Raw genomic sequence first — 14427 nt, forward strand, 5'->3', positions numbered from 1 at the left:
ACATCTTGATTTATACATGATACATTAGTAGCGTGGTAAATTGAAAAAAGCCACAGCCATTAATCAGCCGCTCAATTTATTGAGTGGCTATTTTAATATAAAAAAGGAGATGAAGGATAATGGCAGAAACTAAAGTAACTCGTAATCGTAAGACTAGTCCAGAAGTAAAGTCAGAAGAAATCAAACAGGAGACTGCAGATACAAAAGAGCAGGTAGTTAAGACTGATGTCGATACTGGCGATAATGTAGTGCAAAACCGAGATGAAGATACTTCTGATTTAGTAGCAGAGCCGACAGTTGAAGCAACTGCAATCGTATATAAAGACGTAGCAGGTGAAAGATACTGGGATGCAGAGACTAAGTCTGTTAAATTTGGTAATCCGGAGAAGGAAGCTGCTAAAGAAGATAAGTCTAACGCTAAGTAATGAGATACTGTGCAGCTGCAGGATGCGAGACTCTGATTGATAAAGGTCAGTACTGTGATGAACATCGACCAAAGAAAAAGAAGCAGCGCTTTGATTCTAATAATAAATCATTCTATAGATCACAACTATGGAACGATGCAAGAACATATGTATTGCAACGAGACAGGCACACATGTCAATGTTGTGGCAAGTTTATTATTGGTAAACAGGCACATGTGCATCACATAGTACCTATCAGAGAAAATCCTGAATTAAAGTTAGATGTGAATAATTTAATTTTATATTGTAACAAGTGTCATAAAAAAATTGAAGATGAACAATCCCCCCCTACCCGTAATAAAAAATATTCCGGACTGTGGGGATAGGTTAGCGGGAGGTTCGTGCGCACCGAAAAAGGAATTTTTCAATTATTGAAGGGGGTGACGTTATGGGAAGAAAGACAAAGGCTCAAATCATAGCAGAAGAAGCCGAAATAAAATCAAAAGAAGAGAAGCAGCGGATTATTCAACTGTTAGTCGATTCGGGTCAGTACCATCAAGCGTTAGACCCGATAATTGAAACGTATATTGAGGCATTTGAAATACATTTAGTGATGTATCAGCAATGGAAAAATAGTGGATTTAAACCTACTAAACAATATACGAATAAAGCAGGTGCAAGAAACGAAATAAAAAACCCGTTGGCTCAACAAGTTGAAGTCTGGAATCAGAAAAAAGCCAAATATTTAAATCAGTTAGGCCTTGATAATAAAAATAAGGATTTAATATTTAAAACTGGTATAAGGCTATCTGCAGAAAAGACGGAAACTGAAGAAAAACAGAATAAAGAAAGCTCTGGCAACAATCTCGTGAACTTCCGTAAGAAGTTTGGACGATGATTGCGAAAGGGGAACAACTGAATGATTGATTTGAATGTTAATTATGCAGATGAGTTTGCAGATTTAGTTGAAGCGAATAAGTCTGATTATCCTAAATCAATCAAAAATGCGGTAAAACGTTATCGAAAGTGGTCCAAACGTGATGATATTTGGATGGATATTGAAAAAGCAAATGCGATGATGCTGTTTTCTGAAATGTTCTGTAGGCACTCAAAAGGTGAATGGGCAGGGCAACCGATTGAATTAGAATTATGGCAAAAGTTTTTTTTTACAAATATCTATGGTTGGCAAACCTATGACGAAGAAAGAAAGCAAAATAGACGTGTTGTCCGAAATATCTTCTTGCAAGTCCCGAAAAAGAATGGGAAAACGTTAATGGGTACATTACCTGTGATATATGGGATATACGGTGAAGGCTTAAAAGGTGCTGACCTTTACGTTTCTGCGACTACTTTTGACCAGGCACAAAATGCAGCGGGTCCAATTGCTGCAACTATCGTTAATAGTCCTGATTTGATTGATGGCACAAGAATTTTCAAAGGAAAAAATAATACTATCAAAGGTGTGGCTTATACCTTTGAAGATGAGAATGGCATTAAACATACGAACAAGCTTGATGTATTGAGTAAAGGTAACGACTCAACAGAAGGTAAAAACCCTTATTTAACTTATAAGGATGAAGTACACGTTGAACGTAACTTTGAGCAGTATGACAACTTGAAATCGGCACAGGTTGCACAACTAGAGCCTATTAATTTAGTCACAACAACTGCTGGTAAAGATACTCAAGCTTTAGGTCCTCGTATTTATTCCTATGTATCTGATGTTCTGAAAAATGATAACGATGATTCATGGTTTGTAATGATTTATGAACCGGACAAAGGCTACGATTGGGAAGATGAGGATGTATGGCGCATGGTTAATCCTAATATCGGATTAACTGTAACAATGTCATTCTTAAGAAGTGAATTTAAAGAAGCGAAGAAGTCAGCACATAAAAAGGCGGAGTTTATGAGTAAACATTTAGATGTATACGTCAACTACGCAGATACTTATTTTGATTTAGATCAGGTTGAAACAATGCTCGTTGATGATCTGGGTGACATTTTAGGGAAACCATGTGTTGTTGGCCTTGATTTATCAAAGCGTGTCGATTTAACATGCGTGAGCATCAATGTTATTGACCATGATGATGAAGGTCGAGCAATTGAAAAAGTTAAACAGATGTATTTTATTCCGCAAGAAGGAATAGTCGAGAAAGAGAATTTGAGAAACGTACCTTATAGAGATTTAGCAGAAAAGGGATTTGTCACTTTATGTCCTGGAAAAACAGTAGACTATGACATGATACTTGATTACGTTGAATGGATATTTGATAACTTTGAAATCATGCAGCTGAATTATGATAAAGCGATGAGTGAGAAGTTGATTGAAGATATCGAAATGCGCTTTGGTATTCAGTGTGTCGAAGTTCCGCAATATCCTGCAGTGATGAATGAAGCTGTAGATGATTTTGAAGTGCAATTGCTGAATCGAAGAGTTGTCACAGATAATCCACTCTTAATATTCTGTATAAGTAATGCGATGATGGTCACAAATATCAATGGTGAAAAGGCTCCGACAAAGCGAAAGAGTCCGGAGCATATTGATGGTTTTGTTGCTTATTTAATTGGTCATAAAGAATCAATGAATTACTTGCAGGATGTTGAAGAAGATGCATTTGAAGATTATCTGAATGACATTTTCAACTAGAAAGGAATGGTGATCATATTATCTTGATGGCCATAATTGGCTAATAAATTTTAAAGGTGGTGAGATATTGGGAGTAGTAAGTTATTTCAGCAATCTGCTTAACAGGTCGGCGAGTAACGAGCTTAATAAGATTTTAGGCAGTTCGATTCTTAGTGGTTATGTCACTGTAGGAGACCATAACATATTAAATTCATCTGACGTTTATCGATTTATGAAGGATGTATCGGATATGGTCGCATGTTCTAATTTTAGCGTTGAGAATTACAAAGGCAATGATGTCAATAACGTTCTGGCCAACAAGTTCAAGAAGCGGCCAAATGATTACCTGACTAACTTTGAATTTAAAAAATTATTAATTCATCAATTCTTACTTGATGGCGAAGTATTCATTGTAAGAGATAATGATGATTTTCATATCGTGAAAGGTATTCGAGTTGAAGTTATCGATGGTCAGAAAGTTTATAAGTATGAAGAAAATATTTTGCCATATAAATCAGTCGCACATATTAAAAATATTGGCACTTCACATTTAAATGGCATTGGATTATTAGACATGGCTAGCTCAACCTTAGACTCTATTGCTAATGCAGAGAAGACAGTCAATGACAAGTACACTAAAGGCGGACTACTCGCTTACATGTTAAAGATTGATGCTCACCTATCACCGAATAATAAACAGCAGATGAGCTTAATTACAAACATTCAGAATAAGCTCACGCAAACTCAAGATAAAGGTAAGACAGTTATAATTCCATTGTCGAAAGGTTACTCTATTGAATCGATTGAGTCACCGATTGATGATGAAAAAATAATTAATTATCTCAAAGTTTACAAGAAAGAAGTTACGAAGTACTTTGGCTTTGACCCTGATGCTTATTCGAAACTGATTGAAAATGATTTAGAGAAAGCAGCTTTATATTTATACAATTGGATAGTTAAACCTTTATTGCGAAACGTGGATGAGCATCTGACGTTTCTTTTTTATGGTGAAAAATCATCGTTATCTATTAAAACTCGTGTGGATCTGACAGAATACATAACGATGAAAGACAGAATTACGAATAACTATAACCTAGTACGTTCGGCCATCTATACTCCGGATGACGCTCGATTAAGTTTAGGCAAGGATGCACTTAACACAGAGCAATCAAGTAAGTTATACATTTCTAAAGATTTAACCGGAATTAATGAATTAGATACATCGGAAGGAGGTGAGACAAATGACAGTAAAGAAACGAACTGAAGGCACTCAAGAAATTAGAACGGTCAACGTTAAGGACTTGAACACTCGTGCAATTGTTACTGAAGATGGCCAAGTTAAGAATTATGTTGCTGAAGGTTATGCTGCAATGTTTAACTCACCAACGATGATTAATGATTGGTACGAAGAAACGATTGCACCTGGAGCGTTTACAAGTTCACTCACAAATGATGTTCGATGTTTATATAATCACGATTGGTCCCAGGTGCTTGGTCGTACTTCAAGTGGGACATTACAACTGCGTGAAGATGATATCGGCCTTTATTTTGAAGTGACGTTGCCGAATACAGGAACTGGCCGAGATTTAATTGAAATGCTTGAACGTAAAGATATTAATCAATGCTCTTTCGGCTTTGTTATTAAACAGGCGCAAGATGACTTTAGTGATCCTAATGTATTACGCACTTTGATTACTGAAGTAGAACTTTATGAAGTATCAATCGTTGCGTTGCCTGCATACGCAGATACTTCAGTCAGCTTACGTTCAAAAGATGTCGCAGAAGTCAGAGCAAAGAAAGTTAAATTACTTAAAAAAATGGAGGATTTAATCAATGAATAAAAAATTATTAAAATATTTAGAAGCAAGAAAAAGTAAAATCGTCGATGATCTTACTGAATTACGTTCAGAGTTAGAAAAGTCTGATGAAGAACGTGGTGCAGTTGAAGATATTGAAAAGAAAGTTACTGAATTAGAAGCGGAATTAAATGATGTTAAAGAGCAATTGAAAGCATTACAAGAAGACCCTGAAGCAGATAAAGAAGAAATTGATGCTGCTGATGAAGAACGTGATGCAGAAGAAAATGAAAGTGGCGAAAAAGAAAAAGACGAAGAAAAGCGTAGCGCTATCGCTAACGCAATTACACGATCAATGGAGGCAACTAACGTGAAAAAAGACAAAAAACAACAAATTAGAAGTGGCTTTGTTCAATTTTTAGCAGGTCGCATCAATGAAGCAGAAGCACGTTCTTTAGGTGTAGCTTTTAATAATGGTGGAGTATTAGTGCCTGAAGAGTTATCAAATGAAATCATCTCTTATGCACAAGAAGAAAATCCACTTCGTAAATATGGTAGCGTGCATAGAACAAAAGGAACACTCGGCTTCCCTGTTTTAATCAAGACGTTTGATGCGAATATCGTAAAAACTGAACGTGATACAAATGCAATCCCTGAAACTGATATCAAATTCGATGAAGTATTCTTATCTCCAATCGAAATCGATGCTATCACAACTGTCACAAATAAAATCACTTTACAAGCTGAATACGATATCGAACAAATCATCATGGAAGAACTTAAGAAAGCGTATGTTCGTAAAGAAGTGCAGTGGATGATTCATGATACTGCTAATCCTGGTTCACTTGCTACTAAACTTGCACCATATGCACCGATGCAGGCAGACGGAGTTACACCAGTTACTGACCAATATGATAAATTAGTATCTCTTAAAAATGCAGTGCCAACTGCTGTACGCGGAAAAGCGAAATGGTACATGAACCGCGCCGCTCAAACAATGCTTGAAACTTTAAAAGATACTTCTGGCCAACCTTTATTAAAAGAGTTTGCTAACGATGACTTCGAATTCAAATTGCTTGGCTATCCTGTAGTAGTATCTGATCACTTCGATGGAGCAAATCCAGGAACGCCATTCATTGTATTCGGTGACATGAAAGCATTCCACATTCAAGATGTGCAAAATGCTATCACGCTTCAGCCACTTCGTGAATTATATGCTGCAGTTAATAAAATTGGTTACAAACTTTACAACGTTGTTGATGGCCAATTAGTATATGGTCCACTTGAAGTACCTTTATACCGCTTAGCATAGGAGTGATTGGCTATGGCCACATCAGTAACATTAGAAGAATTTAAGAATCATATTGAATTTGAAGAAGGTATGACTGAAAACATGCTTCAGCTTTATCTTGATTCCGGTGAACGTTATATTTTTAATTCTGTAGGATTAGTCAGCGAGCATACTAAACATTTAGTACTGCTCGTTGCATCAATTCTATATAATCAACGCACACCAGAAAAAAGTATTAGTGATGCATTGGATGCAATCACACCTTTGATTATTCAAGAGCAGGTGATGAACTATGAAGAATCAACAGTTACTGAATCGACTCAAATTTAATGCATCACTCGAAAAGTTAATTGATACGATTGACGAGAATGACAGACCTGTTAAAGATTATGTACAACAGCGATTATTAAAGTATGGAGTATTAGGAGTAACGACATCTGATAAAGAATACGGTGCGCAAGTTGGCCATGATTTAACACATAAGATTGAATGCAGAATTGATTTCAATATTATTGATCATGAAAGCGAATATCGAATTGTTATTCGTAATCAACGTTTTGCGATAGCTCGAATATATGTTGATTATCCTGAAAAAAGAATGGAGCTGACACTATATGCAGATAACCCGAAAGCAATTAATTGATTTAATTAAAACTGCAGGTTTTCCTGTATATCGCGATTTAGCGCCAACTGATGCAGTTTATCCGTATGTTCGCTATCAGTTTGTTGATGAAACAATGAAACGTTCTAGTAATGGTGTAGCGAAGTATTTCCCCCAATACCAAATTTCACTATTTACTAAAGGTGTTGAAACAGATATGTATAAGATCACTGACATTCTTAATAAAAATAAAATACCTCATTCGCAGATTGATGGTATCCCAGGAAGTGAGAACGATGAACTCGTTACTCACTTTTTTATTTATGTGAGGTGCATTCGATGAGTAATGAAAATGGGTTTGAATCACAAGTAGACCAAATCAATAAGTTACTTGATGTTAATAAAACAGTAACTTTAGAAGTTAGAAAGAAAGCAGCTGAATACTTTATCTCAAAGTTAAAGCCTAATATTCCAGTATCAAAAAGAAATGCAAAGCACATGAATGCAGCACTAGATGTTCGCATTGAAGGTGATGAAGTCAAAGTTTACTTTGAAGATTATGCATTTTACTGGAGATTTGTTGATAAAGGAACGAGCAAACAAAGAGCGCAGAACTTTGTAACAAGAACATTGACTGCAGAAGAACAAAGAATAAAAGACATTATGATTAATGAAATCGTAGAAAAAATGGAGGCTTAAAATTATGGCAGATGAATTATTATATAACGTTGGTATTGACGATCTATTTATTGCAATGATGACAGCAGAAGATACAATTTCAACAACACCGACATATGATACAAAAATTTGGAGATTACCGATTATTGTTAAGTTAGGTATTAAAGGTAACGGTAATACTAGTACGAAATATGCTTCAAATAAAATCTTCAGAAAAGTATCGAAAGAAGATTCTCACGAATTATCTTTAGATCATGTAGCAATGCCGATTGAATTATTGGATAAAATGAAAGGTTTAGCTTCAACGAATGGTGTGAGCTTTAATAAAGGTGGAGCGAAAACAATGCCATTCTTCGCAGTTGGATTTATTGCTCCTCAATCTGATGGAAAAATGTCAGCAACTTGGTACCCGAAAGCGCAGCTAGCGATTGAAACTGAATCTGAATACGAAACGCAAACAGAAGAACCTGAAATCAAAGACATCGCTATGACAATTAATACGCAATCATTAATTTATAACGATGTATTGAATTCTCATTACAATGCAGGTCGTTTAGACGCAGTGAATATTTCTGCTAATGAGTTTATGAGTCAAGTTATTTATGATGAAAGTCAAATTGCAGCTTTAGCAGCAACAGCTGAATAAGAAAGGATGATGGTTAATGGCTAGATTAAGTGATTTAGTAAATACTTCTTTAAATAAAAATTCAGTGAAGATACAGGGTGTTGATATTCCTGTATCTTTTACTTTTGCATCATTTGAATATGTTCAGGAAGCATACGGTCAACCATACGAAGTATTTGAAAAAGATATGAATGATAAGTTTGCGAATGGCAAAGATGTCGTACTTGATAAAGATGCAATCAATTTAATGGTTGCATTAATATATTCAATGGTTCGAAGCGGTGGAACCGAATGTACTCCAGATGAATTATTAAATTCAATTCCACAAAGTGAATTACCTGGAATCTTCCAAGCCGCATTAGATATCTTTAATAATCAGATCTTCCAGGAAAGCGATTCAAAGAAAATTAAACAAGAAAAAAAGTAAAGAACGTGTTGCGCTCAAAAAGTCCAGAAGAAAGTTTAAACGAAATTCCCTGGGACTTTTACATATATATTGCCATGTCCCAACTCAACTGGAGTTGGGATTTTTTTTGGTATAGTGCAACACCGAATTTATGGCTTAAACAGTATTTGATGTTTGTTAAATATAACAATCCTGAAGCAATTGATGAAAAACAATCTTCCGGAACAAAAGTTATTGAAGCATCAATTGATGAATGTCCTTTATTTAACTAGAAAGGAGGTAGCATATGTCGAAAGAAGCAAACGTTGTCCTTAATTTTAAGATGGATGGTCAAGTTGAATATGCTTCAACTTTGAAAGAATTAAACACGATCATGAATACTGCAGCTAAAGAATATAAAGCGCATGTTGCTGCGATGGGCCAAGATGCATCAGCCACTGCAAAATTATCAGCTGAAAAGAAAAAGCTTGAAATACAGATGACTGCAGCTGCTAAACGTACTGAAATGTTAAAAAAAGAATTTGAAGAAATGAAAAGAAGTGGCGATGCCAATACTCAAGAAATTGCGAAAATGGCAGGTAAGGTCGCTGATGCTGAAAGAGCAGAACACTCATTGCAGAATAGATTGAATGCAGTAAATAAAGAATTAGATCAACAATCTAACAAATCTGCTCAAGTTGCTGAAAAAATGGGGCGTATAGGCGGTAAAATGACCGAAATAGGTAAGACTGGAATGGCAACCGTGACAGCTCCTATTGTGACTGGATTTGGTGCAGCAGTTAAAACTGCAGCTGATTTTGAATCACAGATGTCAAAGGTTGGTGCGATTGCTCAAGTAACAGGTTCTGATTTTGAAGCTATGAAAAAGCAAGCAATGGATTTAGGTGCAAGTACTTCAAAAAGTGCATCGGAAGTTGCACAGGGAATGGAAAACATGGCTTCAATGGGTTTCAATGCAAAAGAAATCATGGGTGCGATGCCTGGTGTAATCGCAGCATCTGAAGCGAGTGGAGCTGATATGGCTCAAACAGCTGATGTAATGGCCGCCGCAATTAATGGATTCGGTTTAGAAGCATCTGATGCGAATCACGTTGCTGATGTACTTGCTCAAACTGCGAATCAGTCTGCAGCAGATATTGATGCAATGGGCTATGCATTAAAATATGCAGGGCCACCTGCGAAAGCATTAGGAATCAGTATCGAAGAAACAAGTGCTGCAATTGGTATCATGACTGATGCTGGTCTTGATGGTAGTCAGGCAGGTACTGCTTTACGTGGTTCGTTATTAGGTTTACTTAGTCCGTCTGAAGAAAATTCAAAAACGTTAGAAGCATTAGGCGTTAAATTAGAAGATTCTAAAGGTAACTTTATCGGAATCGGGCCGATGATTGAACAATTTAAAAAAGGTTTAGACGGTATGACGGATAGTCAAAAAGCTGCAACTCTTGCTCAATTGGTTGGTAAAGAATCAGTTTCAGGTTTCTTGACATTGATGGAAGCAGGTCCCGATAAAATCGGAAAATTAACAAAATCCTTAGAAGAAAGTGATGGTGCTTCTAAAAAGACTGCAGACCAAATGAAGAATAATTTAAAGGGATCGTTTGAACAAATGATGGGCTCAATTGAAACTTTAGGGATTATCGTTGGTAATGTACTTTCTCCTCATATCAGAAAATTAGCTGACTTTATTGGTGATTTAGTTCAAAAGTTTAATGATATGCCTCAAAGTGCTCAATTAGTCATTGTCATACTTGCGGCAATCGCTGCAGCAATTCCACCTATTTTAATTGTTGTGGGGATGTTACTTACCGCATTTTCAACAATCGCGACAACTTTAGGTATTGCATTCGCTCCTTTAACTGGTATTATCATCGGTATTATTGCAGTCATTGCATTAATTGTTGCGGCCATAATGAATTGGGGTGCGATAACAGATTGGCTCTCTCAAAAGTGGCAACAATTTCAATCATGGCTTGGTGGTTTCTTTGCTGGACTTGGTGGATTTTTTAGTAGTGTATTTATGTCTATTGGAAATACTATCAAGACGATTTTTCAGGGTGCGATTAATGGACTATTGGCTATAGGTCTCGGTTTATGGACTGGACTCGTTGCGATATTTAACGGATTGCGTGCCGGAGCAGTAGCGATTTTTCAGGGACTGATGATTGGAGTCGTTGCGATATTTAATTTGTTACGTGCTGGCGCGATGGCAATCATAAACGGATGGCTCAATTTAGCTAGAGCAAGCTTCAATTTGTTTAGAAGTGCCGGAATAGCGGTATTCAATGCCTTTAAAGCTGGAGCCATTGCGATTTTTAACGCTTGGCGCGCATTAAGTTTGGCTACTTTTATTGCCTTAAAATCCGGAGCAGTTGCAATTTTTAATGGATTTAAATCTGCTGCACTTGCGATATGGAATTCTTTGAAATCTATGGTGATTACAGTAGTAAATGCTTTAAAATCCGGAGCAATTTCTGGATTCAATGCGTTGTTAAGTGCTGCAAAAAATATCTTTGAAAATGTAAAATCTGCAATAATTAATCCTGTTCAGAATGCGAAGAATAAGATAAAAGGAATCGTTGATGCGATTGTCGGATTTTTCAAAGGCATGAAACTTTCAATTCCTAAAATTGATTTACCACCGTTACCTAGATTTACGATAAGCGGTAACTTTAGCTTGAAGCCGCCGAGTGTTCCGAAAATTGGTGTTACTTGGAATGCTAAAGGTGCGATTTTTACAGAGCCTACAATCGCAGGGTTAAATTCTGCAGGGTTACAAGGCTTTGGAGAAGCAGGACCAGAAGCAGCACTTCCTTTAAATCGTTCTACATTAGGAATGATTGGCCAAAAAATTGTTGATGCAACAGGTATGAATGGAAGCGGTGACCAAGAAGTGACAGTCAATGTTCAGCCACAACCGATATATTTAGACGGTGATCACATTGCAGATATTATCTTTGATGCTACTTATAGTAAGTTGTCAAAAAGAATTAAGAAAGATGAAAGAGGTGATTTATAATTGGTCAATTCAATTACATTAGATGGTTACGACATCATGAATGATGGTTTATTTATTGAAGGTGATGAATTAGAATCGCCTTTTTCAAGTGGTTATAAAAGAAATGTTTTAACTTTACCAGGAAGACCAGGAGCGATTCATTTAAAGGATGAAGTCAATCCAATTCAATTTGATTTTCCAATTAGTTTTGTTGGATTAGATCAGTTGGAATTACAACAGGCCATGCGAAAGATAAAGAAAAGATTAATTGATAGCGATGGCAAGCCTAAAGTTGTAAAAATGATTTGTAGCTGGGAACCTGACATCTACTATAATGTGATGCTCACTGATAAGGAATTTGAAAATAAAAGTAAATGGCAACGAATAAGCGATTATACGTTGTCCTTTATTTGTTTTGATGGCTTCGGGATGTTAGTTGGAGAAACTTCTTTACTTTGGGGTGATACTAAAGTACTGATGTTTTCTTACAACTATACATTCAACGAAAGTGCTACTGTATCTACAAAGAGTTTTACATCAGATGGGACAATGATTATCGATAATAAAGGGTTTAATACTAAACCAATTATTAAGATAAAAGGGTCTGGAACTAATATTTATGTCTCTATGAACGGTGTAAGTCAGATGATACCAAAATTAAGCAATCAAGAAATTATTATTGATACAGAAGTGTTTGATGTTTATTTGAACGGTGTAAGAAATCTTGATGCAGTTTTCAATCTTAATTGGATAGACTTTATTTTAGTACCTGGAAATAACACTGTCAGTATAAACGGGATAAACTTAAATATTGAAGTGACTATAGACTTCAAAGAAAGATTTTATTAGGTAGGTGATTAAATGGTTTCAAAGATCTTATATACAGATACATTGAAAGCTGGAGCAGATAAGATTAATGCTAATATGGATGAGCTGTTAAATAAAGCAAAATCTGCTTATGAACTTTGGTTAGCGCAGGGAAACACAGGAACAATTAATGACTTCTTCAAAAGTTTAAAAGGTGCTGATGCGGTAATCTCGATAAATAGCATCAATTATTTAATGACATCATTTTTAAAGACAGGAAAGAATATATTTCATACCTATAATTCAAAACAAGGTAAGTCAGTTAGTAACACTACGGGTGAGCATCTAGATAGTATATACTATATAGCTACTGATTATCTACCTGTTTTGCCAGGCACACAATATACTCAAAACTTTGGTGAAGTGGTAGCTTTTTACGATATTAATAAAGTGTTTATCAGCGGTATAGCAAAAGCTACTACTGTTAAAGCATCGCGAAGTTTTACTACTCCTGCGAATGCATACTATATCATCACATCATCATTAAAAGAAGGTGTTGATACTTACAGTTATAAAGGGTATCAGATTGAAAAAGGTGCAGCATCAACTCCGTATGAGCCATTTTATTATTATGCTGAAGGATTAAAACCTGGCCTTATTGATGAGTCAGTACTTAATCAGCATATAAAAAGCGGTACTATAGGTATTGAAAAATTGGCTATTGTAGAAACGAGTATAAATAAATTTGATAAGTCTAAAGTTACATCAGGATACTATGTAAATCCGACAACAGGCGCATTGAGTGCGAACGCATCATATGTAGCAAGTGATTTTATCAATGTTTCTGGTCAAACTAAAGTTACAAAAAGTAATACAAATAATTTATATGCTTTCTATGATGTAAACAAGCAGTTTATTTCTAATACAAATACTAATACAAATACTGTAACTGTACCTGCGAATGCAGCATATATAAGAATATCCGATAGTACCACAAACATTAATAATACAATGTTAGTTTATGGTGATACATTGCCTGGATCGTATGTAGCTTATCAATCATATATTCCTAGTAGATATCTCGAATCTTCAGCAGGTGTAGTTGAAGGCAGTTATGGAAAGGATAATCTAAAGACTTATGTATCTGATATCAGTAAGCAGTTGAATCCTAATCATAATCAACGCACAGAACTAGGTGTAATCGGTGATAGCTGGGTTCAGGGTGGTGAATTTAAAGCAGGTGACAGATTGACATTACCTCTAAGAAATAGAATGAAGTCATTATATGGCGATGGAGGTGTTGGTTATGTCGGTCTAGCAAATGGTCACGTTGGTAATGGTGATGTATCTGTTTCATTGACAGGAACTTGGCAGCACTACGATGAAGGATTAGGAAATATTGCACAGTCAAAAGGTCTTGATAGTGCGATGGTCGAGTCTTCAACAGCAGGCGACAGTATAAAAGTAACATTTAATGAAGAACTTGATTTTTATGAAATTCACACATTGAATACAGGGCAATGGCGATACAATGTTGATGGTGGATCATGGACGACAATTGATGCAGCTAATCAACAAGTTACTCCTATTTCAATGACACTCGCTAAACATACAATTAATATTGAGATAGTTAGCGGGCTCGTTACTTTTATTGGTTCATATGCTTATAAAGGTAATAAAGGGATTGTCATTCACAAGATGGGTAATGGAGGATTAAAAGCTTCGCATATCGCTTCTACTGATCGTACAAATTGGGTTAATCAAATGAAAAAATGTAGAGCGAATACTTTTGGTATTCTTTTAGGTACAAATGATATGGCTCAATCTGTACCAATTTCAGATTATGAACGTGATATGAAAGAAGTTATCAGTAGAATTAGAGAAGCTAAGCCATTAGCATCGATATTTTTAATAGCGCCAAGTGGTAATAATATTACCGGAAAACTTCATACGATAGATGCATATAGTGATGCACAGTTGAAGATTGCAAAAGAGTTAAATATAGCACACGTAAGTTTATTCAGGACTTTAGGTGATTTCTCTACTACAGATGCAAACGGCTTAATGTATAGTGATGGTGTCCATCCTACTGCAAATGGTGGATATGCTATTAGTAATATTATTTATGATAGACTATTAAGAATTTAGGTGATTAAATGCCAATAAATAAAAATCCAATTCTATACGATACA

17 protein-coding genes are annotated in these 14427 nt (G+C 35.8%); all 17 read left to right on the plus strand.

Going from position 1 to position 14427, the window contains the following annotated elements:
* Positions 1–119 precede the first annotated feature (119 nt).
* Positions 120–425 (plus strand): hypothetical protein, encoded by a 306-nt coding sequence (locus BHX94_RS02205; protein ID WP_111744738.1) that lies wholly within the window; start codon positions 120–122, stop codon positions 423–425.
* Positions 425–790 (plus strand): HNH endonuclease, encoded by a 366-nt coding sequence (locus tag BHX94_RS02210; RefSeq protein ID WP_111744739.1) that lies wholly within the window; start codon positions 425–427, stop codon positions 788–790. Before BHX94_RS02205 ends, BHX94_RS02210 begins: the two co-directional genes overlap by 1 nt.
* Before the next feature lie 62 nt (positions 791–852).
* The gene (locus BHX94_RS02215) at positions 853–1302 is read left to right on the plus strand and encodes a P27 family phage terminase small subunit (protein ID WP_111744740.1); all 450 of its coding nucleotides are present in this window, start codon (positions 853–855) and stop codon (positions 1300–1302) included.
* A gap of 21 nt (positions 1303–1323) precedes the next feature.
* Positions 1324–3054 carry a terminase large subunit gene (locus BHX94_RS02220; protein ID WP_111744741.1) on the plus strand — a complete coding sequence of 577 codons (1731 nt, stop codon included), beginning with the start codon at positions 1324–1326 and terminating at the stop codon, positions 3052–3054.
* 67 nt (positions 3055–3121) lie between these two features.
* The gene (locus BHX94_RS02225) at positions 3122–4297 is read left to right on the plus strand and encodes a phage portal protein (RefSeq protein ID WP_242446638.1); all 1176 of its coding nucleotides are present in this window, start codon (positions 3122–3124) and stop codon (positions 4295–4297) included.
* Positions 4275–4874, plus strand: coding sequence for an HK97 family phage prohead protease (locus tag BHX94_RS02230; RefSeq protein ID WP_111744742.1), 600 nt, complete (start codon positions 4275–4277; stop codon positions 4872–4874). The genes BHX94_RS02225 and BHX94_RS02230 overlap by 23 nt, the downstream gene beginning before the upstream one ends.
* Positions 4867–6141: a phage major capsid protein gene (locus tag BHX94_RS02235; protein WP_111744743.1), complete on the plus strand. Its 1275-nt coding sequence runs from the start codon at positions 4867–4869 to the stop codon at positions 6139–6141. Before BHX94_RS02230 ends, BHX94_RS02235 begins: the two co-directional genes overlap by 8 nt.
* 12 nt (positions 6142–6153) lie before the next feature.
* Positions 6154–6450 (plus strand): head-tail connector protein, encoded by a 297-nt coding sequence (locus BHX94_RS02240; RefSeq protein ID WP_111744744.1) that lies wholly within the window; start codon positions 6154–6156, stop codon positions 6448–6450.
* Positions 6413–6763: a phage head completion protein gene (locus BHX94_RS02245; RefSeq protein ID WP_111744745.1), complete on the plus strand. Its 351-nt coding sequence runs from the start codon at positions 6413–6415 to the stop codon at positions 6761–6763. Before BHX94_RS02240 ends, BHX94_RS02245 begins: the two co-directional genes overlap by 38 nt.
* On the plus strand, positions 6735–7064 hold the full coding sequence (locus tag BHX94_RS02250; protein WP_111744746.1) for a hypothetical protein: 330 nt from the start codon (positions 6735–6737) through the stop codon (positions 7062–7064). The genes BHX94_RS02245 and BHX94_RS02250 overlap by 29 nt, the downstream gene beginning before the upstream one ends.
* A complete protein-coding gene (locus BHX94_RS02255; RefSeq protein ID WP_111744747.1) occupies positions 7061–7420 on the plus strand; it encodes an HK97-gp10 family putative phage morphogenesis protein in 360 nt (119 codons plus the stop codon). The genes BHX94_RS02250 and BHX94_RS02255 overlap by 4 nt, the downstream gene beginning before the upstream one ends.
* A gap of 4 nt (positions 7421–7424) precedes the next feature.
* On the plus strand, positions 7425–8045 hold the full coding sequence (locus tag BHX94_RS02260) for a major tail protein (RefSeq protein ID WP_111744748.1): 621 nt from the start codon (positions 7425–7427) through the stop codon (positions 8043–8045).
* 16 nt (positions 8046–8061) lie between these two features.
* Complete coding sequence (locus tag BHX94_RS02265; protein WP_111744749.1) at positions 8062–8451, plus strand: hypothetical protein; 390 nt, start codon at positions 8062–8064, stop codon at positions 8449–8451.
* An 8-nt stretch (positions 8452–8459) separates the two neighbouring features.
* Positions 8460–8702, plus strand: coding sequence for a hypothetical protein (locus tag BHX94_RS02270; RefSeq protein ID WP_146606891.1), 243 nt, complete (start codon positions 8460–8462; stop codon positions 8700–8702).
* 14 nt (positions 8703–8716) lie between these two features.
* A complete protein-coding gene (locus BHX94_RS02275; RefSeq protein ID WP_111744751.1) occupies positions 8717–11449 on the plus strand; it encodes a phage tail tape measure protein in 2733 nt (910 codons plus the stop codon).
* Positions 11450–12277 (plus strand): distal tail protein Dit, encoded by an 828-nt coding sequence (locus tag BHX94_RS02280; RefSeq protein WP_111744752.1) that lies wholly within the window; start codon positions 11450–11452, stop codon positions 12275–12277. It begins immediately after the preceding gene.
* A 12-nt stretch (positions 12278–12289) separates the two neighbouring features.
* Entirely contained in the window at positions 12290–14383 is a 2094-nt protein-coding gene (locus tag BHX94_RS02285; RefSeq protein ID WP_170120734.1) for an SGNH/GDSL hydrolase family protein, read from the plus strand.
* Positions 14384–14427: the final 44 nt, after the last annotated feature.

The organism is Macrococcoides bohemicum (assembly GCF_003259675.1).
Taxonomy (GTDB): domain Bacteria; phylum Bacillota; class Bacilli; order Staphylococcales; family Staphylococcaceae; genus Macrococcoides; species Macrococcoides bohemicum.